Below are 22,678 nucleotides of genomic sequence, written 5' to 3' on the forward strand. Positions count from 1 at the left end.
TCATTTCCTCATCCGAGGGTCCAGACGATCACGCAGCGCATCGCCGAACAAATTGATAGCCAACAAGGTCAAGCTGATGAACAGGCCCGGGAACAAGCCCAGCCATGCCGCGGTTTCGATGTGGGGGCGGCTTGCGGCCAGCATGCTGCCCCAGGTGGCGGCCGGGGGCGGCACGCCCAGGCCCAGGAAGCTCAGTGCGCTTTCCGACAGCAAGGCCCAGCCGAACATGCTGGTGGCCAGCACGCACAGCGGTGCCAGACAGTTGGGCGCAATGTGGCGGAACATGGTGTAGAACTCGGAATTGCCGATGACCCGAGAGGCCTCGATGAATTCCAGCTCGCGCAGCGACAGCACGCTGCCGCGCACCACCCGCACAACCGAAGGCGTGTAGGCCGCGCCCAGGGCCAGCACGATGCCGTATTGGCTTGCGCCGATCACGGCCATGATGCCCAGCGCCAGCAAGATGCCCGGGAAGGCCAGCAGGGCGTCGTTGACCATCATCAGCACGCGGTCGGTCCAGCCGCGCAGGTAGCCTGCCATCATGCCGATGATGCTGCCTGCAATCACGGCCACCGTGACCGACAGCAGGCTGACCCACAAGCTGGTGCTGGCCCCCATCATCAGACGGCTGAGCGCATCTCGGCCGAACTCGTCGGTGCCCAGCCAGTGGGCAGCGCCAGGCGGCTGAAAGCGCGCCAGCAGATTGAGTTTCAGCGGGTCGTATGGGGTCCAGACCGCGCCCAGCAAGGCCATGAAAATCAGGCCGGCCAGCAGGCCGCCGCCAATCAGGGCATTCAGCGGCGGGCTGCGCCAGGCAGTGCGCAAGGGCGGGGCCGCCACGACCGTCGCCGGGTTGGTGGAGAGCTCCGTGCTCATAGTTTCACCCTGGGATCGAATATCGGATACAGCAGGTCGACAAGCAGGTTGACGACCACGTAGATGAAGGTAATCAGCAGCAGGCAGCCTTGAAGCACCGGATAGTCACGCGCAAAGATCGCGTCGACCATCAGCCTGCCGACGCCGGGCAAGGTGAAGACGGTTTCCAGTACTGCGATGCCACCCAGCAGGTTGCCCAGGATCAGTCCCACCAGTGTCCACGTCGGGGCAAAGGCGTTGCGCAGGGCATGGCGCCACAGCACAGCTGCCTCCGACAAGCCCTTGGCGCGGGCATGTGCGATGTATTCCAGGCGCAGCACTTCAATCGTGCTGGCGCGCGCCATGCGAGCGATAGACCCGAATTCGACCAAGGTCAGGGTGACAATCGGCAGCATCACGTAGGTCAGCGCCTTGAGCGGGCTTTCACCGAAACTGACGTAGCCCACCACCGGCAACCAGCCCAGCTTGATACCGAAGGCATATAACAGCAGCAGACCCAGCCAGAAGCTTGGAATCGACAGCATCAGCGTGGCCACGGCAACCAGGCCCAGGTCCATGGCGCTGTTCTGCTTCCACGCGGCCAGCAAGCCGACCGGAACCGCCAGCAAGGTAGCCAGCGCCACGGCCACCAGCACGATGGTGGCGCTGACACTGAAGCGATCCAGAATCAGCGGCAGTACGGGCTGGCGGGTGGTGATCGAATGGCCCAGGTCGCCGCCCAGCACCGCTTTCATCCAGACAAAGTACTGGGTAGGTACCGAGTGATCCAGGCCCAGGGACTGGCGCATGTCCGCCAGGCTTTGCGCGTCTGCCATGTCGCCCAGCATCAGCAGCGCCGGGTCGCCGGGGATGAAGCGGATCAGCGCGAACACCATGATCGAGATCAGCAGGAATGTCGGGACTGCCATTCCCAACCGTTGCGTGATGAATCTGAACATCTGCCAGGCCTACTTGGATGCGTCGGCGATCGACACGCCCCAGAGGCGGGGCTTGGCGATGGGCCAGGAGCGGTAGCCGTCCAGCCTGTCGCGCAGTGCGGCGATGTTGGTGCCGTTGTAAAGCACGATCATCGGCACATCTTCGATCATCATGGTGTGCAACTGGTCGAGGATTGCTTGTCGTTTGGCGGGGTCGGATTCTTGCATCGCCTGGCGCATCAGGGTGACAGCAGCCGGGTTGTCCCAGACCTTGCGCGTCTCCTTGGCCTTGTCGCCCAGGATCGATTCGAAGCTCAGCGCGGCATCGAATCGCGGCGAGTACGAGAACGCCATCGTCTGGTAGTTGCCGCTTTGATAGCGTTCAAGCTGGGTGCCCCATTCCAGGGTTTCCAGTTCGATCTTCATGCCGATCGATTCCGCCATGGCCTGACTGAGCACGCCCATGTCGAACATCTGCGGGTAGCGCTTGTTGACGATCATCTTGATCGGCTGGCCCTTGTAGCCGGCTTCACGCAGCAGACGACGGGCTTCGTCGATGTTCGGCTTGTAGCCTTGGCTGGCGACTTGCTTGTAGTACGGGCTGGTATTGGGGATGGCCGAATTGTTGGCCTTGGACAGCCCGTTCGACAGCACAGCCACCATCTGCGTGTAATCAAGCGCCAGTGCCAGCGCACGGCGGATGCGCACGTCTTTCAACAGTGGGTCGCGTGTCTGGAACAGCAGACCGTTGATGGTCATGACCTGGCTCGTCTGCACTTTCAGGCCTGCTACGCGTTGCAGCTCGGCTGCATCGGTGCCCGTCACGTCGGGCAGCAGGTCGATGCCGCGCGACAGCAGTGCGGCCTTGGCAGACGCGTTGTCCGGCACGATGAGGAAGCGAACCTTGTCGACCTTGGCCAGCTTGTTGCCGGTATAGCCATCGGGGCCAGCTTCAGAGCGCGGCGTGTAGTCCTTGAAGCGGTCCAGTTCGATGTACTGGCCTCGCTTCCAATCGCCCAGGGTGAACGGGCCGGTGCCGATGGGCGCTTTCCAGCTGCCGTCGGCCGCCAGGGAATCGGCGTGGTAGATGCCGCTGCCACCACAGTCGGCGCGTGCCATCGACGCGGTGAACAAGCTGTTGGGCTGGTCCAGCCGGAACACGACGGTGTTGGGGCTGGGCGTGTCGATGCCCAGAATTTTGGCAATGCCGCGGCCATCGAAGTCCGACAAGCATCGCCACTGGGTTTTTGGGTCCAGATAGCGCTGCCAGGTCCATTTCACGTCGGCCGACTTCAGGGTCTTGCCATTCTGGAACTTCACGCCGTCACGCAGGGTGAAGGTGTAGCTCAAGCCATCTGCGGACACGTCCACCTTCTGCGCCAACATGGGACCGATGCTGGCGTCTTCCCGATACGCCACCAGGCCTTCAACCAGGTGCATGACCAGCGCATCGGAATTTTCTTCCCGGTTCACACCGGGTTCCGTGCTGCGAATGTCGCCGTTGATGCCGACTTTGATGGTCTGCAGGTCCGCTGCATGGGCGGCTGGCAAGCCAAGCGCGATCATGGAAAACGAGATGGAAACCGAACAAGACAGCGCTTTTTTGACGTAGCTGTTCACGGGAGGGTGTCTCCTCGAAGAAGGTGTTCTTGGAATTTTGGGTTGGTCGTGTGGGCTGGCCGTGTTGGCCGTGTGCGTCAACGCGCGGCGCGACGTTTTTCCTGCAGCACTTTCGCAAAGAAGTCTTGCGCGGCTGGCATGGTCTTGATGCCCATGTGCGGCACATTCGGCAGCAGATCGAAGCTGACCTTCACACCTGCGGCCTCGAAACTGGTCTTCAGACTGGCAAGGCGTTCCGGGCGGGTGCGACCGGCGTCATTGGCACCGGGCATATAGTGTTTGCCGCCCACGCGGTGGGTGATTTCCCAGGTTTCCAGGTCGGCGTCGCCGACGACCATGTGCACCGGCACCTTGCGCAGGGCTTCGTGGTCGATGGCCTTGCCGAACTTTGCCTCGACATCGCGTACGCCAACCCACCAGTCCTTGTCGGCATCCAGCAAGGTGACCGATCCCGGTGCGCCGATCGATGCTGCCCATAGTTTTTCCGGGTGCAGATAGCAAAAACGGTGTGTGAACTGCCCGCCGCCCGAATAACCGAACAGCGCAAACGTATCGAAGTTGCGTTGATAACGGGCACCCACGTTGGCGACCATATCCAGCAGTACCTGGTCATAGCGAATATCGCCCTCGATCAACTGCTTGTAGCCGTCGCCATTGTTATCGCCCAGCACACCCACCGGAAACAGCGGCGACAGAATCACACAGTCATTCCAGCGGCCGAATTCTGCGAAGCCATTGCGATAGATTTCCATGGCACGGGTAGAACCGTGCAAGGACACCACCAGGTCAATCTGCCTGTTCGGGTCTTCAATGCCTTCCGGAACATAAAGCGTGTAGGCAAAGCGGCTGTCCTGCGGGTGCGAATAGACCGTGGTAATGCCCAAGTGGTAGATGTTCTTGGCAGCGCGGGTTGCGATGGCGTCAGCATCTTTTTGTTCAAGGTCGGTCGGCTTGGTCGTCATGTTCTCGTCACCAGATTCGGATAGGTCTGGAGTATTCATGATGCCAAAAAGAAATAAAAACTAAATTAATTTTAGGCTGAGTAAAGAATTTCTTTACACTGGGTTGACGCCTTCATCCGACGCCTTCATCCGACCTCGCCAATGAGCAGCATCCGTTTTCTGAAGACCTTCATCGCCGTTTCTGAGTACGGCAGCTTTGCCGCCGCCGCCGATCGTGTTGCGCTCACCAATGCGGCGGTCGGCCAGCAAATGCGCGCGCTGGAAGAAGAAATGCGGCGGGAACTGTTCGACCGCAGCCATCGCCAGATCAGGCTGAGCCGTGAAGGCCTGCTGCTGTTGCCCAAGGCAAAACGCCTGGTGGCCGACTACGAAAAGATGTTGGCCGACACGTCCGCTGACGCGCAGATGGAAGGCGAGGTGACCATCGGCGGCATTACTTCTGCGATGGGCTTGCTGGCGAACTGCCTGGTCAAACTGAAGCTGGTGCACCCGCGCGTGTCGGTCACCCTGACCACGGCCAAGTCTGACGAGCTGACCCGCCTGGTGATATCAGGCGAGCTGGATGCAGCCTTGATAGTCGAAGCCACACGCCAGAATTTCAGCGCACTGAGCTGGACCCGGCTTTACGAAGAACCTGTTGTACTGCTCGCCAACGCCAGCCAGACCGCAGGCGAAGATGACGTGGTGCAGTTGCTGCGAACCATGCCCTTCATTCGGTACGACAAATCGACTGCAATCGGCAGGAAGGTAGATCGCGTTTTCAAGAGCGCTGACATTGTTCCCGAGCAGATACTGGAGTTGAATTCGATTATTGGTATTGCGGATCTGGTGAAGCAGAAGGTGGGCGTGACGATTGTGCCCTTGTTGAGGAATTACGAATGGGAGAATGACCCGGCGTTGCGGGTCTTGTCCCTGCCGGGTGACCCGGAGTTCCGTCGCATTGGCATGCTGGAACATGGCAGCAAAAGCATGATCACCAGTGAGATCCGCAGTTTTTTGCTGAAGGCGATTGGGCGGTGATTGAGGCAGGATGAAGTTGGTGGATACGTTTGCACCAAGGTAAGAGGGTTCTGGCCCTGTTTGCCAAATTGGCGGCGTAAGACGTATCAGAAAAACATGAAAATTCCTACCCTCAATGCGACGTTGAGCAAGGCCTGCACACGTTTCAATGTGGCTCGACAGGCGGTAGTGACCTGCTAAACGAATCTTTCTTGACCCGCGAATTGCCCACCTACACAATATGAATGAGTGCGGCTGGTGCAGCCGCTTTGTCTTCAAAGAAATAGCTGCTTCAAAAGTTGGTTCGCTGGATTTCTGGCGGGTCGGCTGTCGGCTGTCGTTTGTCCTGATTAAATGCATATTTTTGTGCAGCCCTTTTTTGCTAATTGAGAATTTTATTGGTTTTAGTTGTACTAATGCTTTTTTGCGTTTATCAACTTTAACTTCTTCCTTGGTCTGCAAGAAATTGTCGCGTAAGGCAGCGGGCTAAGTGTTTTGCAGGTGATGCTTTCCGGGGGTTTGGTGCAAGAGTTAATAAAATCGTCTTGAGCGATAGGGGGAAGTAATGCGCGGAACTCAGAGTGTTTTGATCTTGATGGCATTGTTTTCAACAGGTTTTGCGGAAGGCGTAGTTGCTCAACCTGGCTTCGATTGGAAAGTCGTTAATAATTTCCCGTTCTTCAAAACGCAAGGCGCGCTAGATCTATATATGCAGCGAGCGGGTTCGTCGATTGGTGAGGGTGAGTCGGTTACATCGACGTTGGACCGATCAATGCCTGATGATTTTCTTGATCAGGTAAGGCGAGTTAATCAGCCTGCTGATATCAATGCGATCTTCCACAACAAGGCGGTGAAAATCGAGGTCACTTGGAGTGGCGGCGGCAGTGGTCGTTGTGTGCTACGTCAAATTGATGCGAATTTCTCGTCGACCGTAGCATGTTCTGATGGACGGGCCGAGCTGGACGCAGAGGTTGGACAGCCGTGGCGTGTGAGTCTGGTAGCCGAATCAGGTGTACTTCAAGGAAATCTGAGTGGAGTTGTTCGCGACCTGACCTTGGTCGGCATTGGTGATTCTTATGCCTCGGGCGAAGGGAATCCGGATCGTCCGGCAGTAAATACCGTTCACCTCAGCGGCCACATGAGCGAGTCGGGAGCGGTAAATTTCTCCGCATTGAGCGGCTTCGGATGGACAAAGACCTATTTGCCCAACACATCCGCCGAGTGGCTAGATGCAAAATGCAATCGCTCGATCTATTCATATCAGGTGATGAGCGCTGCGTACATAGCGGCTAAAAATCCAAAAACACTGGTACGTTTTGCGCACTGGAGTTGTACCGGTGCAGAAGTGTTTGATGGATTGCTCTTCCCACAGGGAATCACCCCCAAAGTGGACAGCGCAGGACTCAGTCAGGCAGGAATTCCATCTCAGCTGGATCAGCTTGTCTCAGCGTTATGCAAAACACAAACAGGCCGGAAAGTAATAGATTTATCACCTTACGAAAAATATCGAAGCATAGATCCGAAGCAGCGCGTTCGCCATTACAATGCGATGGCTTGCCCAACAGGTAATTTGAAGAAACCTGACGCTATCTTATTAAGCGTGGGCGGAAATGACGTACATTTTGGTCGGGTTGTGATGCATGTTCTGGCTCCCGCCGGGGGAGGCCCTCTGTGGCGTGAAGGTGGCTTGAGAGTAATCAGTCCTATGTCTCCGGGTGAAGCAAGCGAGGCTCTGCAGAACGGCTGGCTCAGACAAAGATACGATATTCTTGATAGCGTGCTGCTTGCCCAGTTTGGTGACATCACAGCACCCATGCCCAGTGTGTTCCAGCTCAATTATCCTAACCCATTGCTTCGTGAAACTGGTTACTGCCGCACACAAGGAAGTTTAGGTACGGACTCTCTTGCGGAAGTTTTTTCTGCAAATGGGTCTCGAGGCTGGAATATCACGGAATTAGAAGCAAAAAATACGACGAAATTGGTGATCGAACCGTTGCAGCTTGCTGTTCGTGCAAATGCAGCCCGTCCTGGCTGGGTGATAGTAGATGGTCATCTTGACGAGTTCAAGAAACATGGATTCTGCAGCCCAGAGAATCAAGATGCGAGGAGAGTGGAATATAATTTTCCAGAAGTACGCATTGCCGGCGGGGGCAAAGCTCAGTGGCGAAATATTACGCCTGAAGACTGGAAGCCGTATGCGCAAACGGCACGTTGGATAAGAATGCCGAACGACTCATATCTGACGCAATTCAACCATCGTTTGGGACGCTTGTTGCCCGATGATCGCCGGTTTTTGGGTACGGCTCACCCGAATTCATGGGGTCATGCAAGCTTTGCTCAAGCAACAGCGCAACGTATCAGCAAGCAAATTCAGATTCCGTCATATCAGCAATAATTGACGGTGGTGATACTAGCCAGGCGCTGACTGGATAGTCTCGAAAACATTGCTTTGACTTTCCGAGAAGATCGACGTTTGCAAGTTTGAATGTAGAGCTCCCCGCGGCTACCTATGTCAGGTTTACCGCGGGATCTATGATCGTCCTTGATTTTTATGTGGTGGCGCTGTGCTGTATTGAATCAATCTATGGTTTTTCAACGGGCGGTTCTAAGCTTCGAAAAAATGCTTCAAATCATCGGCAACGACCGCGGCTTCTTCCCACGTGGAAACACCGCATCCAGCACCTGAAAATCCGCATCCGACAACATCAACGCTGCCGCCCCCGCATTATCTTCCACGTGCTTCGCATTCGACGCCTTGGGAATTACAAACACCGACTCCCGCCGCGTCAGAAACGCCAATGCCACCTGCCTGGCGGTTGCGCCATGCCCACGTGCAATCTGAGCCAACGCCTGCCCCCCGGCGCTATCAGGTTCCGGAAAATCATCATGTCCAAACGGGCTGTACGCCACGACCGCCACTCGATGTTCCTCGCACCACGGAATGACCGCATGTTCAATCGCACGTTCGTTCAGGTGATACAGCACCTGGTTGCAGGCAAGCTTGCCGTCGCCAATCAAGTCAACCGCTTCTTCCAGGTCATCGATATCAAAATTGCTGACCCCGTAGGACAGAATCTTTCCCTGCTGCTGTAACGCTTCCAGCGCCTCAAACGTTTCATCCAGCGGATAGTTGCCGCGCCAGTGCAGCAGGTAGCAGTCCAGGCGGTCGGTTTTCAGGTGTTTCAGCGAACGTTCGCAGGCGGCGCGGGTGCCGGAACGCGATGCGTTGGAGGGCAGCACTTTGGACACCAGGAATGCTTCGTCGCGGCGGCCGGCGATGGCGTCGCCGATCAGGGCTTCGGCGGCACCCGATCCGTACATTTCTGCGGTGTCGATGTGGCGCATTCCCAGGTCCAGGCCGCGCCGCAGGGCTGCGATGGCGTCTGCTCGCCGGCTTGCGTCGAGGTACCAGCTGCCTTGTCCGATGACGGGAATGGCTGCCTGGGTCGAACCGAAACGCGCTACTCGCATGCCTGCTCCTGGGGTGCATATAGGTGATGGATGAAGACGAGTATGACCGCTTCAGCTTGTCGTTGCAGCAGGTTCGCCCCTGGGTTTGCTGCGTAATGAGAGGCGTTTGATTAAACGATGTTTATCGCGACGGTAGTGCGGCGTCCATGCATCGTTCAAACGGCTATGTGAAGCGGTTTGCTGCGGTCAATTTCCTTGGCAGATGTGTGGTTTTTCCATCCGTTGCTTCAAAAAACAGCATCACATTGACGTAGGTTTATCGGCGCAAGGGTAGTCTTTGCATGTGCCATCTGCATGGCTGCATGTGCTCGACCCCACCCGCTTGAAACCCACCCGAATTGCACGAGGCGACGATGTTCAGCTTTGGATCGAAAGAAAAGATGGCGGCCCTTCAGGCTACGGTGAACGATCAGGCCACACTGCTGGCCGCGATAGATCGTTCGATGGCATCGATTGAGTTCGACACCCAGGGACAGATACTGCGTGCCAATGACAACTTTCTGAGCTTGTTCGGTTTTCAGTCGAGTCAGTTGGTGGGCAAGCCGCACAGCAATCTGTGCCCACCGCAAGTTACCCAGAGTCGTGATTACGCCGATTTCTGGAAGCGCCTGGCTCAGGGCGAGTTCATCTCGGGGATCTTTCCGCGTGTGAATGCAAGCGGCAAGCTGGTGTGGCTGCGTGCCAGCTACAACCCTGTGCTGGATGATCAGGGGCGCGTGGCAAAGGTGGTCAAGTACGCGTTGGACATCACCAACGAGGTTGAACGCGACAGCGAGGCGCAGAGCAAGTTGCAAGCGCTGGATCGCGCCATGGCGACGGTGGAGTTTGCGCTGGATGGCAGTTTCATTGATGCCAACCAGAATTTCCTGAACGTGATGGGTTACACGCGCAATGAACTGGCTGGTGTGCATCACCGTTTGTTCTGTGAGCCAAGTCTGGCCAACAGCCCTGAATACGCGGCTTTCTGGAAGCGTTTGAATGCGGGCGAGTTCGTGCGTGGCCAGTTCAAACGCATCGGTAAACATGGCGGCGAAGTGTGGCTTGAGGCCAGCTACAACCCGGTGTTCGATGCGGCCGGGCGTTTGTACAAGATCGTGAAGTACGCAAGTGACATTACCGAGCGTGTGAAGCAGCAGGAAACCGACGCTCTGGGTGCCTCGCAGGCTTATCACATCTCTAAGGAAACCGAGAAGACGGCCGCGCATGGCACGCAGATCATCCAGTCCGCCGCCGCCGAGATGCGTGAGATCGCGTCCAGTGTCAGCGCGTCGGCGAACATCATTGGTCAGCTGGGGCAACGTTCCGAGCAGATTACGGCGATTGTCAAAACCATTCGTGGCATCGCGGACCAGACCAATCTGCTCGCGTTGAACGCCGCCATCGAAGCCGCACGTGCGGGCGAGCAAGGGCGTGGGTTTGCCGTGGTGGCCGATGAGGTGCGACAACTTGCCGGGCGCACCAGCACGGCGACGGCTGAAATTGCCAAGATGGTTGGCATGATCGTGTCCGAGACGCAGGAGTCGGTCACCAGCATGAATGACACACACACGCGCGCTGCCAAGGGGGTAGAGCTTGCTGACCAGGCCGGCGCAGTGATCGTGGAGATTCGCAACGGAGCCAGCAATGCCGTGCACGCGGTGAGCGTGTTTGCTAGCAAGACGGATCAGCCGGGTGCGCGGCGAGCGACAGCGTAAGGCGTCTTCCAAAACCTCATGTTTTGCTACGGGATCAAGTCAAGGTAAAGGCCGTTAGGAAGCCTTAACGCACATGAATAAAAGCAGGCATTCTCGTTGACAAGATCAGTCGAATTTTTGGCAGCCAATACCGCGCAATTGACCAGCGTGTTTCCGGCGGAATGGTCTCCACGTCAAGCAACTACATGGCTACGCAGGTGCCCAAAGCAACTAGTTCGTGCTTGTTTAAAGCTCATCGCACCAGCCTATGTAATCAGTTAAGATGAGTCGCACAGCCCATTAATAGGCTGCGCGACTCATCTTGGGCAACTGCCGATACTGTTTTTTGCCGGAATGAAGGGGCTGGCCGACTCATGTCCATCCAACTGCAGCCAGAGCAGTCCTTGGCGCTCGACGCAATTATCGCGTTCATGAACAATCCGGATCAGGACGCTTTCATATTGCGCGGGAGTGCAGGAACTGGCAAAACCACGCTGATTGCCCAGTTGGTTTCCGCGATTGCAGAAATGAATCTCTCGTGCTCGCTAATGGCTCCCACAGGACGTGCCGCGCGCATTCTCAGCAACAAGATCACTCAAATGATCGGCAGCAGGGCCGAGCAAGAATCCAAGACCGCAGCCGTCCTGGCTTGCCCCGATAGTGGCGTGCCATTGGCGTCGACTATCCATGCCACCATCTACACACGGACCGACGTCGAGTTGAACGAGGAGGCCGAGTCGGCCAACGATCCAGGCGTGCGTATCGTTTTTGGCTTGAAAAAGGACGAACCGCTGGGGGGCTTGTTCATAATTGACGAATCATCGATGGTCGGTGACAAGGAAGCCCACGGCGATTTCATGCAGTTCGGTTCTGGCCGATTGCTTAAAGATCTGGTTACCTACGCCAGGATCAGACGGCAAGGTCGAGCCACTGACAATTTGCCAAAGTTGTTGTTTGTCGGCGACCCGGCGCAGTTGCCGCCTGTAGGTGAAAATTCCTCTCCAGCATTATCCGAGGCTTATTTGCGCTCGGAATTCAGTCTGCGTGTAGGTACATTTGACTTGCTCACGGTTATGCGTCAAGCACGCGGGAGTTCGATTCTGGACCGCGCGACTGCCCTGCGCGACGCCATCCGCACCGAGCGCTTCAATACGTTTTCCTTGAAACCAGATGGACAGGAAATCGTGAAGGTTGAAACGGCCGTCGCGGTAGAACGGGTAGTACAGAGCATTCGTGCGAAAGACACGACGGTCGTGGTTGTACAGTCGAACGCGACAGCGCTCGATTACAACCGTAATGTCCGACAGCAGCTTTGGGGAGATGCCAGTTTGCCGATGCAAAGTGGCGATACGCTGCTGATCAATCGGAATTCTCCTTTGCACATGCTGAGCAATGGCGACTTGGTAAAGGTAATGCAGGTAGCACCGCAAGCTATGCAGGTGTCGGTGCCCTTGAAAGGCGGCCATCACGTCGAACTGCGATTTCGCGACGTTAGCCTGGCATTTCGTGCAGGCGATGGCAGTATTGTGCAAACGCAGTGTTTCTTGTTGGAGAACCTGCTTGACTCGCCCCACAGGGAGCTTACGGCGCTGGAACTGCGTGCATTGCTGGTCGATTTTCGTCGGCGCAATCCCGAATTGCGAGCCAAGACGCCTGAGTTCAATCAGGCAATTCGTACCGACCCGTTCTTTAATGCGCTACAAGTGAAATTCGGCTACGCCATGACATGTCATAAGGCGCAGGGCGGCGAGTGGAATACGGTCATCGTCGATTTTCCCGCTGGTGCCGGCGTTCGCCATGCGGGTTTTTTCCGCTGGGCTTACACCGCCATTACCCGCGCTTCCCGGACACTGATGGTGGTTTCTCCGCCTGATTTCACTGCCCTGAGCGGCCTTTGGGCGGAGAGCACCAATCCTGCTGTGGGCGCACCCACTGCGGATATCGCCGCAGTCGACCCGTTTATCAGCGATCCTGATTGGCATCGCTTTTCCTTCTCTGCAGCGACAGCGCCTTTGATGCACATGCATCAGCAATTGCGTGCGGCATGGGAGGCGCAGGGCATTCATGCCGAGCAACTGCAGCACTTGCAATACTGCGAACGGTATACCGTTACGCGCCAAGGCAAGCGTGCCTCACTGCAGTATTACTACGATAAAAAACATAAGTTGAGCCGGGCTGCATCAGTACCGAGGGCGGGTTTCGACGAAACACTTGCCGATGACGCGCTGGCGGTCTTGCATGCACTGGCCGGTAAACCGAGTTCATCGGTGACAGCGGTTTTTCTTCAAGAATTTCTTGATCTGCTGGATGCGTCACTTGCGGGTTCGTCGATCCGACGGACCGACTACAAGGCGATGCCGTATCGGTTGCGGGTGAGCTTTGCCGATGGCCACCGACAAGGCGACATCGATTTTACCTATGACGGGACAGAGACCTGGACCAACGCTGTCGAAGTCGGCACGCCCGGAAGCAGTATGGGTCTGTATGAAGCGATTCAGCGCTCCATGCTTATGCATCAGGCCCTGCAGTAATGGGCGCTAAGGAAATATTTGCGCTGCGCAAACAGCAACGCATAGCCGATGCCTTGGAACAAGCGCGGACTGAATATCCGGCTAACGTTGGCGACGTGTGGTTTTTGCGAGCGTACGCGTGGGCGCTCTATGACCACGCCAAGGAAGTCGTCGAAGCCTATGAAAAGAAGCAGCTATCGCCGGCTGCGTTGAGTGCCCGCTTTACCCCGTGGATGCGCGAGTTCGCCAAGATCGGTGGTCCGCTGCGAAAAGACAGTGCCTTTTCGCAAATGCTCCGGCTGACGGGCAAGGTGTCGCGGGACTGGCCGGAATTTCTAGGGTTTGCCCGTTGGGCCGGTCTGGATGATTTCTCGGACGAAGACAAGCTCGCTTTTGTCAACGAGCAGGGCAAGACCACCGACAGTCTGCAAAAAAGGTTTACCCGCGCAATTGCGCGGGAAGCCGCCGAGGGCGCGCTCGCCGCAGGCATCGACAAAACTGCTGTCGAGTGGGGTTTGAGTACTCTCGAACAAGCCTTGCGTGACGATCCGAATGACCAGTGGTTGAACTATTACCGCAGCAAGCTGCATCTTGCCCATGGTGAATCGGCACTGGCGATCAAACGATTGGCACCTGTGTTGCGCCGCCAGTCGCGGGCCGCCTGGCCGTGGGGGCTGCTCGGCGAGATCCTGGAGGCGGAGCGGCCAGTCGACGCGCTTACGTGCTGCGCACATGCGGTAAGCCTGGCTCGTGAAGAGCAGGAAGTGGCGAAGCTACGTATTCATCTTGCCACCCGGTTATCGCTCGCCAGCCGCTTTGCCGAGGCAGCAGAACAGGCCAAACTGGCACTCACATACCGGGAGCAACATGGCTACAAAGTACCGCCGGCCTTGGCCCAACTGATCGCCAGCGATTGGTACCAGGAAGCGCTCGCGAGCGGCCAGATGCAGGTGCTCGCCAAGGTCGATGCCGCTGCCAAAGCCTTGTTGGAAGAACTTGATGCACAGACGCTAAGCTATTCACCAGGAGTGATCGACCATATAAACGTCGACAAGGCGCTGAGTTATGTCGCGACTGGAGTCGATACAGGCTATGGCCTGCTGCACCGCAAGTTTCCAAAAGTGGCCGGCCTGACGCCGGGCACTATTGTCGAGGTGGGTATTGCAGCGCCTGACGGGCCGCCGCTGGATTGGAAGTTATCGGCAAGTCAGGCGATTCGCGGCTTGTGCGAAACACTTTCCGGTAGTCTGGAGCGTCGTGAGGGCAAAGGTTTTGCTTTCATCCGCACGGCCGGCGAGGCAGTCTTTGTGCCGCCTGCGTTGGCAGAAGGCTTTGCTCCCGGCCGTCCCTATGCCGTCGACTGCCTTGCGATCCGCCGTACTAACAAGGAAGGCAAGACGGGCTGGCGAGCCGTCAGCGTGATTGAAATCGCAGATCGATTGGCTGATGCTGGCTAAGGCGTTGGGCAGATTGTGTTGGGAGAGTAGGGCACCAGGAAACCTGGATTCTGGCTACGCTGGCACGCGAAGATTACGACGGTGCGCTCTAGGCCGCCTGCATCGACTCAGGCCTGAAAGTATCGCTGCTGAGTTGCCGACACGTGGTGTCAACGAGCAATAACAAGTCCTCGACGATGTTGGCTTGTGCGGTCAGATCGACAGTTGTGACACTTAGGCGTTCAGCACCGCCCGCTATGCCGAACACGCCGCGGACCGCACTGGCTTGCTGGGGCAATGACGGATAGAGCAGAACAAGATTCTTGCAATCGTAGAGCCTGGCGTAGGCCATCATTTGATAGACATCAGCCTGCGACATCCCGTGTTTGCGATCAAGTGGGTCGGCTGACAGCTTCTTCCACTTTGTGTCGATGATTGCAAACGGGCGGTCGTCTGAGCCGCGAAGGATGATGTCCGGCTTTGTCTGGAACAGATCGGCGCTGCAGTTTGCATCGTCCCGCCACTCGCCCAGGCAGTATCTGCGTCCGCCCTGTTCAACCACCTTGATGCAAGATCCTGCCAGCGCCTTGCGTAGCTGAGCGGCGATATAAGCTTCGAACAAATCATTCATGGGAAACAGCAAGCTGATTCCTTCGCCTGCCTTGTCTTCATGATGCGTGGCTTGCCACTTCCTTCGTAGAAACAGCGCTGCCAAGTCGAAAAGACGCTGCCAGCGTCGATTGCTGCGATCAATGCGGACCTGTGCCCAGGGAAGCGATCGTATCGGCACGTCGGGAATGTCGGCCAGCATGTATCTGATCTCGGCCAGTTGGCGCTGCGTTTCCATTCTGCGTGCATGTCGACCGAGTGACACGACACACGCCTTCATGATGCGCATCAGCGGCGTGTCTGCTTCAAGCGCGTCGAATCGGCAAGCCAAGCGATCAGGGCGCACGGCATGGAAAGTGAATTGGCGCAGGACGTCCATGTTGCCGCGAAGCGCTGAGAGATCATCCCGGTGTTCAGCGTACCGGCGAGGCAGACCACGGCGGACCTCCGCCAGCAGGCAGTCGGCGAACAGGCGGATCAGGATATCGAGCAGCGTTTCATCCTGCCGGGCCATTGCTGCCGCATGTCCTGTCGACAGGTTGAGTCCGAGCGTAATGTCGAGCATATGGACCAGACGCGTGCGAATTGTGTTCGCGTCCTCGTCGGGGGCTGCCGGGTCGATTTTCGGAAGAATCTCAAGGCCGCAGCCATTTGCTGCCAGTACACCTACCACCTGTTTCGCGGTGAGATGTTTATGGTGGTCTTCCAAAATGCGGGTGCCTTCGCGGCCGCCGCTTGGATGGCCACGAGCTGCGGCAAGCAGAGCATTGGCTTGCGTGCGCGTGAACCCGCCTTCGCCTACCGCCACTCGTCCCCATTCATGGACACACAAGTACGTCACGTTGTCGGTGCCCCTTGCTTGTTTACTAGCCGATCGTAGGCGTCGGGTGCAAACTCCTCGCGGACTCGCCAGCTTGGTCGGAGTTCCCCACCAAGCCCAGTCGGATCGGGCAACATGCGGCATTCAAGGAAGCTGCCGCCCCGTTCTGGCAATTCGTTCAATACGGCGGCCAAGCGGCTCCAGTCGTCGAAGAAGTACTCTTGGAGCAAGGGAATGACCTTGTCGCGCATGGTCGAGTCGATCGACGTGCGGCTGTCACCACCGCTGCCCATGAAGAACGCGTGGCCGATGCGGTGATCTCTGTCGATCAGATATTCGATACGGTCATTGATCGATTCGAGCACCCGACGCAAGGACACTCCGTCCACGTCTGCAGGCAGCTGAGACGGATCAGGCGCGACCTCGCGGAACTGGAATCGTCGCCGCAGCGCAGTATCGAGCAGCGCGATCGAACGGTCCGCAGTGTTCATCGTACCGATGATGTGGAGATTCGCCGGAACGCCAAATTCCTGCTTGGAGTAGGGCAGGCGCAGTGTGATGGCATTCGGCATGCCTAATCGTTTGTCGGGCTCGATCAGCGTAATCAGTTCGCCAAATACCTTGGAGATATTCGCACGGTTGATTTCGTCAACGATCAGTACGAATTGGTCTGCCGCCACCGGGTTTTCCGTATCAGGCACTGTCGTTTGATTCGATGTAAGCAAGCGGGCAAGTGCTGTTTGATAAACGCGCTTGGCGGTCAGCGGATATAGCGTGCGCATCGTGAAGTTGCCTTCCACGATGGTATCGAGCGGCAGTGGGTCTTCCAGTTTCAATAGCCATTTGACCTTGCGGCGGTGGGCGTAATAGCCCTCCGCCGACGCGTCGAAATAGTAGTCTCCAATGACTTCAGCGACCGCTCTGAATGCTGTGTTTCCGTAAGGGACGATAACAATGTCACCGGTCTTCATTTCCGAACGGAAAGCGTGCACTTGTGTCCAGTTGCTGGGTGACACGTCGCTGGGCTTGCGGCCTAGCCATTCGGTCTTGATCGCATTCTGGGTGGAGAACTGCGGGGCGCTCCAATCTACTGCACCGCCCCAACCCAAGGTGATGTAGTTGCCTTCAATGGCTTTGTCGTAGACATCATCTTCGGAACCAATCGCGCCCTGTCCCATCTTCCAAAAGCGTTTACCGATCAGCGCTATGCCACAGTCGGCACTATCCGGCCCTTTAGGGTGCAAGCGTGCGTGATCTGCCAAGGCGCTGATCTCGCGAAATAAGCCTGGCCTGGCTTCCAGGCGAAAGCCCGCACCATTGCCATCCTGATCAGAAGTTTCAGGCCGAAGCCCTTCGACGAAGGTTTCGTAATCATAACTCTGGTGAAACGTGACAAAACCAATGCGTTTTTCTTGACGAAGGGCTTCATACCTGCGGACGACAGCGGCGCGACCGTCGGGCACCACACCATCGCACAACCGCACAGCTTCCTCTGCAGTCGTGAACGTTTTTCCGGTGCCTGGCGGTCCGTAGAGAATAAGGTTTGTCGGCGTGTGAGTGGAGACAGCCTGAGCAAGCCGTTCAGGCGACGTAGATTCGGCAAACCGGCGGTAATACTCAATAGTCCGTCGGTACGTTGCTAGGTTGTCGTAAAGACTTCCTTCCATAGAAAATTTCGCCGGATTTTCTCTACCAGCGCGTTCATCATCTCTGGAGTATGCCAACTCTTGATATAAGCGAACCAAGCCACCGTCTAGATAGAGCGCGTCGAGGTCTCCGTAAGTACGATCCAGGCGTTTTGCGTCTGAAAGAACAGTGGAAACAGTATTGGGACTGTATTTCTCTGTTTGCATCCACGTCTTGAATTCGATCTCGCGCATTTTCTTTTCGCCTCCGGCTGTGTGAGGCAAATCATACCAATTTGTAACTGCGTAGAGTCGAAGATTGCTTAGGTATCCACCCTAGGCCTATCGTCAATTCATTTGGTCTTTGTCATTAGGGCTTGTCCACGAGGTCTAGATCAGAGCGGATCAAACATAAGCCCTCGCATTCGCGCATGCACGGGCATCGGTGTCTGCACAGTTGCAGTATTGCAGACTTGGTTGACAGGCTGAGTCAGCTTCCGCTCGACTGCCAACCACCCCCCAGCGCCCGATACAAGTCCACATGTACCGTCAACAGCGCAGCCTGCAACTGCACCAGCGTCTGCTCCGCCGTATAACTGCTGCGCTGCGCATCCAGTTGATCCAGATACGACGCGTACCCATTGCGATACCGATTCTGCGCGATCCGCAAGGCTTCACGAGCCGCATCGCGGCGCGCCTGTGCCTCGGTAATCTGTTCGCGCAGCAGGTCTATTCCTGACAAGGCGTTTTCTACTTCGGCGAATGCAGTGAGCACCACTTGGTCGTAAGCGATCACGGTCTGATCGCGCAAGGCGGCGGTCACGTCGGCTTGCGCGCGCAGGCGGTCGCCTTGGAAGACGGGCGCCAGCACGCTGCCGCCCAGGCTCCACAGTACGGTGGGGGCGTCAATCAGTTTGCCCAGCGTCAAGCCTTGCAAGGTCAGAGATGTGCTTAGTTGGACTGAGGGCAGCAATTGGTCGCGTGCGGCGGCGTAAGTGGCGTCGGTCGAGACAATGCGCTGTTCGGCCTGGGCGATGTCCGGACGGCGGCGCAGCAGTTCAGAGGGTAGGGCACTTACCAATGGGGGCGGGGTCAGGCCGTCCAGTCCCTGGCCGCGTGCGATCGGCCCGGGGTTGGCTCCGACCAGCAGCGACAGGGCGTTTTCCTGTTGGGCGATGGTGCGTTCCAACTGGGGCACTGCGCCCGCAGCGGCGCGGTATTCGGATTCGGATTGCAGCCATTCCAGGCGCGAGTTGTAGCCGGTGTCGTACAGGTGTTTGGCGCGGTTCAGGGATTCGGTGCGGGATGCCAGCGTGGCCTTGGCCACCGCCAGTTGTGCATCCAGACCGCGCAGGTTCAGGTAGCCGGATGCGACGTTGGATGCGACTGACAGTGCGGCCGCGTCGGTGGCGTAGCGCTGGCCTTGCAGGTCGGCGATGGCGGCGGCTTCGAGTTTGTCCAGGCGGCCCGAGATGTCGACTTCGTAGCTGGCCTGGGCACCGATCTGGAAGAGGGTGGTTTCAGCAATTCTTCCCGTAGAGCCACGTGCGCGCGAACGTACCGGCCCGGCGCTGGCGTTGAAGGATGGCGCGTGGGCAGCCTGAGCTACCCGCAAGCGGGCCTCGTATTCTGCGATGCGGGATGCAGCGGTGCGCAGGTCGGTGTTGTTGTCCAACGCCTGGCGAACCAGCGCGTTCAGGGCCGGATCGTTGAAGGATTGCCACCACGCTTGTTCAACTGGGGAAACCGGGCCGATATGGGTACGCCAGTCGGCGGGTACCGCCACGGTGGTGGGCGGTGCGGGTTTGGGGTCTACCGCGCAGCCAGCAAGCAAGGCCGCCGACAGACCGGCCGACAGCAGCATGGCCTGGATGCGCCGTGCGCAGCCTTTGCCAGTCGACATTCGCCGTGGTGCATCAGTGTCAGCGCATTCGTGCAGCGTGTGTGCATCATCGCGCCGATATGCAGACGCGCGCGCACCAATGCGGCAAGCCGTCTCATCGTTACGACGTGCCATCACTGACCACCCTTGGCACCCGCCGGCGTCACGCTGGTATCGATGCTGACCACGACCGACATGCCCGGGCGCAGCCGCTCGGCCAGCGGCTGATCGGCGTCGATGCTGATCCGCACGGGAATACGCTGCGCGATTTTCACGAAGTTGCCGGTGGCGTTGTCGGGTGCGATCACGCTGAATTCTGACCCCGCTGCGGGCGAGATGCGTTCCACCGCGCCACGAAGCTTGGCGTGTTCCAGTGCATCGACCGTGAAGCTTGCCGGTTGACCAGGCTGGATGTTCGCCATCTGCGTTTCTTTCATGTTGGCCACGATCCATTTCTGCGTGGGCACCAGCGCTGTCAGCTGGGTGCCTGCGTTCACATACGCGCCCAGGCGCACACCCACCAAGCCCAGCTGACCATCGACCGGCGCGCGGATCTCGGTGTTGGCCAGGTCGATACGAGCCAGTTCCAGTGCTGCTTCGGCGTTGGCAACAGCGGCTTCCAGCGCTTCCCGGTTGACCGTCACGCTGCGCAGGTTTTCTTCGGCAACTTCAACCGCCGCGCGGGTTTGCAAGGAACCTGCCACGGCCGTGGCTTGCGCGGCGCGTGCCTGGTCTCGTTCGCGGATCGACAAGGAACCGTCTGCCACCAGTGCATCGATACGCTTCAAGTCGGCAGCAGCTTTTTCGGCTTGCGCGCGGGCGTTGGCGATACCTGCGCGTGCCTGGTTGATGGACGCCTGTGCGCTGCGGCTTTGTTGTGCGGAATTGCTCAAGGAGGCCTTCTGCGCGGCGACCTGTGCTTCGGCCTGCGCCACTTTTTGTTTGAAGATGCGGTCGTCGATCTTCACCAGCAGGTCACCTTGTTTGACCCACTGGAAGTCTTGCACCGTCACCTGCGTGATGTATCCGCTCAGCTGCGGGCTGATCAACGTGACCTGGCCACGCACCTGGGCGTTTTCAGTGCTTTGCAGCGGGGTGACAAAGGGTGGCAGACGCCATGCATACAGCACGACCAGAATGCCTGCCAGGGCGATCAGCGCAAAGACGATGATGGCAAAGATGCTGCGCGGCGGCACTGCGGGGGCGGGGGCAGGTGCCGGGGCAGGCGTCGCTGCTGCGGGCGTTTGCGCAGGTACCGATGTCGGCGCAGGGGTCGGACGGGCACTGCTGTCGGGGGGGCGGCTCATGGGCTTATACGGTATCGGAAAGCGGCGTCGTGTCGATGCGCGAATTTGCCGTCGGGGAAGTGGATGAGGTAGGTGACACGGATGTATTGGCCGTGGCCGTGGTCGATGTGTTGGGCGTGTTGGGTGTATTCGGCATAACCGGCGTCACGGTCGCAGCAGGGGCGGGCGCGGCCGGTGCCGACGCACGCAGCTTGGTGCGCAAGGCGTGTCCAACGACGAAGAGCAAGGTCAATGCCGCGACAGCGGCAACCAGCATGAAAACTTCGTTGTAGGCCAGCACGTTGGCCTCGCGTGTGATTGCGGTGGACAAAGACGCGCTGCCACGTGCATTGCGCAACGCGGGGTCGGTCATGACGCGACCAAAAGCACCTGCGCCTGCCTGGATACGCGCGACAACATCCGGGTCCAGCAGCGTCATCTGCTCGGTCAGCACGTTGGAATGGAATTTTTCGCGCACGATCTGAAAGGTGCCCACCGCAGCCGAGCCAATCAGCCCGCCCAGGTTCTGGCTGATCCCGAACAGCACCACGAAGCCCACCAGGTTTTTGGGCTGGCTGATGATGCTGCCCAGGTTGGCGATCATGGCCGGTGCCAGGAACATGCCGCCGCCGAATGCCAGCAGGAACTGGCTGAGCAACATGTCGGCAGGGCGTTTCAGGTTGGTAGAGTCGGCGTCCATCAAGGCACCGGCGATCATGCAGACCAGGGCCAGCGCAATGATGGCGTCCACCCGTTGCGGGGTGACGATCAGCGCGCACACCACCGTGCCGGCCAGGGTGCCCAGCAACACGTAGACAAACACGATGCGCAGCTGATCGCTGCCCATGCCCAGGGTCTGCATGAAGGCGACCACGCCAATGCCTTGTTCGGACAGAACAATGCGCACCAGCATCATCACCAGGAAGAAGCGCAGCATGGCGGCGCTGCTTAGCCAGCGGGTGTTCAGCAGCGGGTTTTTGCGATAGTGCTCGATGATGAACGCAGTGGTCAGCAACACGATGCCGCCCACAATCGCCATGCCTACCCAGGGCGCTTCCAGCCACCACACGGTGCGGCCCAGGCCGATCGCGGCCACCAGCAAGGCCATGCCCGGCGCAAACAGCGCAAAGGTCAGGAAATCCAGCTTCTCGAAGGTGTTGAAACGATCGCCGGGCGGCAGTTTCAGCCACAACACGCAGCCCATGGCGGTCAGCGCCAAGCCGAATTCGAACATGTACAGCCCGCGCCATTCCGCCACTTCCAGCAACGTGGTGGGCATGATGTAGGCAAGTGGCGTAGCAATCTGTGTGATGCCCAGCGCCAACACCAGCCCCTTCATGCGGTGCTTGGCGGGGAAGGCCTGCAAGATGTAGTACAGCCCCAGCGAGCTGAGCGCTGCGCCGCTCATGCCGTGAGCGGCCCGCACGGCAATCGCCGAATTCAGGTCATTGACGAACAAGTGGGCAAACGCGATCAGCGCGTACAGGCCCAGGAAAATCTCGGTGAACAGCCGCATGCCGAACTGCTGGCGAAACTTCACCAGCAGCAGGTTCATGGACACATTGGTCATCACATACACGACCGGCAGCCAAGCCGCTTCGGCCGCGTAGACGCCCAGCGCCCCCTGCAGGTTCAGCAGGTTGGCGCTGACCAGCGCATTGCCCAGCCCGCCAGTCAGCGACACCAGAATGCCGATCAGCAGGTAGGCGACACGCAGCGGCGGTGAGTGCAGGGGCGTCGATGGCGAGCCCGGCATCATCGGCCGCTCGTGGGGCAGCCATTCTCGTGGGGGCGTTGTCATGGCAGGTTTGGCCGCACGGCGATGCGCCGTGCGTGGTCCGAAAGTCTTGCGGGAAGCGCGATCGTCGTATGAAGTGAAACGTGAACAGACGCGCAACCGAGCATCTTAAAACGAAGTACCTGAACCTTATCTGTCAGATCTCGACCGCAGGGCCTGGTAAAGCTGTAAGTGTTTTTGCAAGCCCGTGACCC

At 58.2% G+C, this 22,678-nt stretch carries 15 protein-coding genes; 5 read left to right on the forward strand and 10 right to left on the reverse strand.

The features are described 5' to 3' along the window. From FXN63_RS12665 to FXN63_RS12680, 4 genes are all read right to left on the reverse strand, one after another. On the reverse strand, nt 1–753 hold the full coding sequence (locus tag FXN63_RS12665; protein WP_246165189.1) for an ABC transporter permease: 753 nt from the start codon (nt 751–753) through the stop codon (nt 1–3). A gap of 119 nt (nt 754–872) precedes the next feature. Then, nucleotides 873–1,814: an ABC transporter permease gene (locus tag FXN63_RS12670; RefSeq protein WP_148815336.1), complete on the reverse strand. Its 942-nt coding sequence runs from the start codon at nt 1,812–1,814 to the stop codon at nt 873–875. A 9-nt stretch (nt 1,815–1,823) separates the two neighbouring features. Next, complete coding sequence (locus tag FXN63_RS12675) at nt 1,824–3,413, reverse strand: ABC transporter substrate-binding protein (RefSeq protein WP_148815338.1); 1,590 nt, start codon at nt 3,411–3,413, stop codon at nt 1,824–1,826. A 77-nt stretch (nt 3,414–3,490) separates the two neighbouring features. Continuing rightward, entirely contained in the window at nt 3,491–4,375 is an 885-nt protein-coding gene (locus FXN63_RS12680) for an alpha/beta hydrolase (protein WP_148815340.1), read from the reverse strand. A gap of 141 nt (nt 4,376–4,516) precedes the next feature. On the opposite strand from FXN63_RS12680, the gene FXN63_RS12685 reads away from it, so the two are divergent. Continuing rightward, nucleotides 4,517–5,395, forward strand: coding sequence for a LysR family transcriptional regulator (locus FXN63_RS12685; protein WP_148815342.1), 879 nt, complete (start codon nt 4,517–4,519; stop codon nt 5,393–5,395). A 544-nt stretch (nt 5,396–5,939) separates the two neighbouring features. Continuing rightward, the gene (locus tag FXN63_RS12690; protein WP_148815344.1) at nt 5,940–7,769 is read left to right on the forward strand and encodes a hypothetical protein; all 1,830 of its coding nucleotides are present in this window, start codon (nt 5,940–5,942) and stop codon (nt 7,767–7,769) included. 230 nt (nt 7,770–7,999) lie between these two features. Here the strand turns inward: FXN63_RS12690 and FXN63_RS12695 are convergent, their stop codons facing one another. Further along, a complete protein-coding gene (locus FXN63_RS12695; RefSeq protein ID WP_148815346.1) occupies nt 8,000–8,845 on the reverse strand; it encodes an aldo/keto reductase in 846 nt (281 codons plus the stop codon). 380 nt (nt 8,846–9,225) lie between these two features. On the opposite strand from FXN63_RS12695, the gene FXN63_RS12700 reads away from it, so the two are divergent. From FXN63_RS12700 to FXN63_RS12710, 3 genes are all read left to right on the forward strand, one after another. Continuing rightward, nucleotides 9,226–10,539 (forward strand): methyl-accepting chemotaxis protein, encoded by a 1,314-nt coding sequence (locus FXN63_RS12700; protein ID WP_222864049.1) that lies wholly within the window; start codon nt 9,226–9,228, stop codon nt 10,537–10,539. Between the two features lie 353 nt (nt 10,540–10,892). Further along, on the forward strand, nt 10,893–13,049 hold the full coding sequence (locus FXN63_RS12705; protein ID WP_148815350.1) for an ATP-dependent DNA helicase: 2,157 nt from the start codon (nt 10,893–10,895) through the stop codon (nt 13,047–13,049). Beyond that, entirely contained in the window at nt 13,049–14,485 is a 1,437-nt protein-coding gene (locus tag FXN63_RS12710; protein WP_148815353.1) for a DUF7017 domain-containing protein, read from the forward strand. The genes FXN63_RS12705 and FXN63_RS12710 overlap by 1 nt, the downstream gene beginning before the upstream one ends. 88 nt (nt 14,486–14,573) lie before the next feature. Here the strand turns inward: FXN63_RS12710 and FXN63_RS12715 are convergent, their stop codons facing one another. The 5 genes from FXN63_RS12715 to FXN63_RS12735 form a co-directional block, all read right to left on the reverse strand. Next, on the reverse strand, nt 14,574–15,881 hold the full coding sequence (locus FXN63_RS12715; protein ID WP_222864050.1) for an McrC family protein: 1,308 nt from the start codon (nt 15,879–15,881) through the stop codon (nt 14,574–14,576). Nucleotides 15,882–15,910: 29 nt separating this feature from the next. After that, the gene (locus FXN63_RS12720; RefSeq protein WP_148815356.1) at nt 15,911–17,773 is read right to left on the reverse strand and encodes an AAA family ATPase; all 1,863 of its coding nucleotides are present in this window, start codon (nt 17,771–17,773) and stop codon (nt 15,911–15,913) included. Between the two features lie 235 nt (nt 17,774–18,008). Beyond that, nucleotides 18,009–19,421 (reverse strand): efflux transporter outer membrane subunit, encoded by a 1,413-nt coding sequence (locus FXN63_RS12725; RefSeq protein WP_246165124.1) that lies wholly within the window; start codon nt 19,419–19,421, stop codon nt 18,009–18,011. A gap of 113 nt (nt 19,422–19,534) precedes the next feature. After that, a complete protein-coding gene (locus FXN63_RS12730; protein WP_148815358.1) occupies nt 19,535–20,707 on the reverse strand; it encodes an HlyD family secretion protein in 1,173 nt (390 codons plus the stop codon). A gap of 4 nt (nt 20,708–20,711) precedes the next feature. Beyond that, a complete protein-coding gene (locus FXN63_RS12735) occupies nt 20,712–22,487 on the reverse strand; it encodes an MFS transporter (RefSeq protein WP_148815360.1) in 1,776 nt (591 codons plus the stop codon). Between the last annotated feature and the right edge of the window lie 191 nt (nt 22,488–22,678).

Origin of the sequence: Pigmentiphaga aceris (assembly GCF_008119665.1) — a bacterium.
GTDB lineage: Bacteria > Pseudomonadota > Gammaproteobacteria > Burkholderiales > Burkholderiaceae_B > Pigmentiphaga > Pigmentiphaga aceris.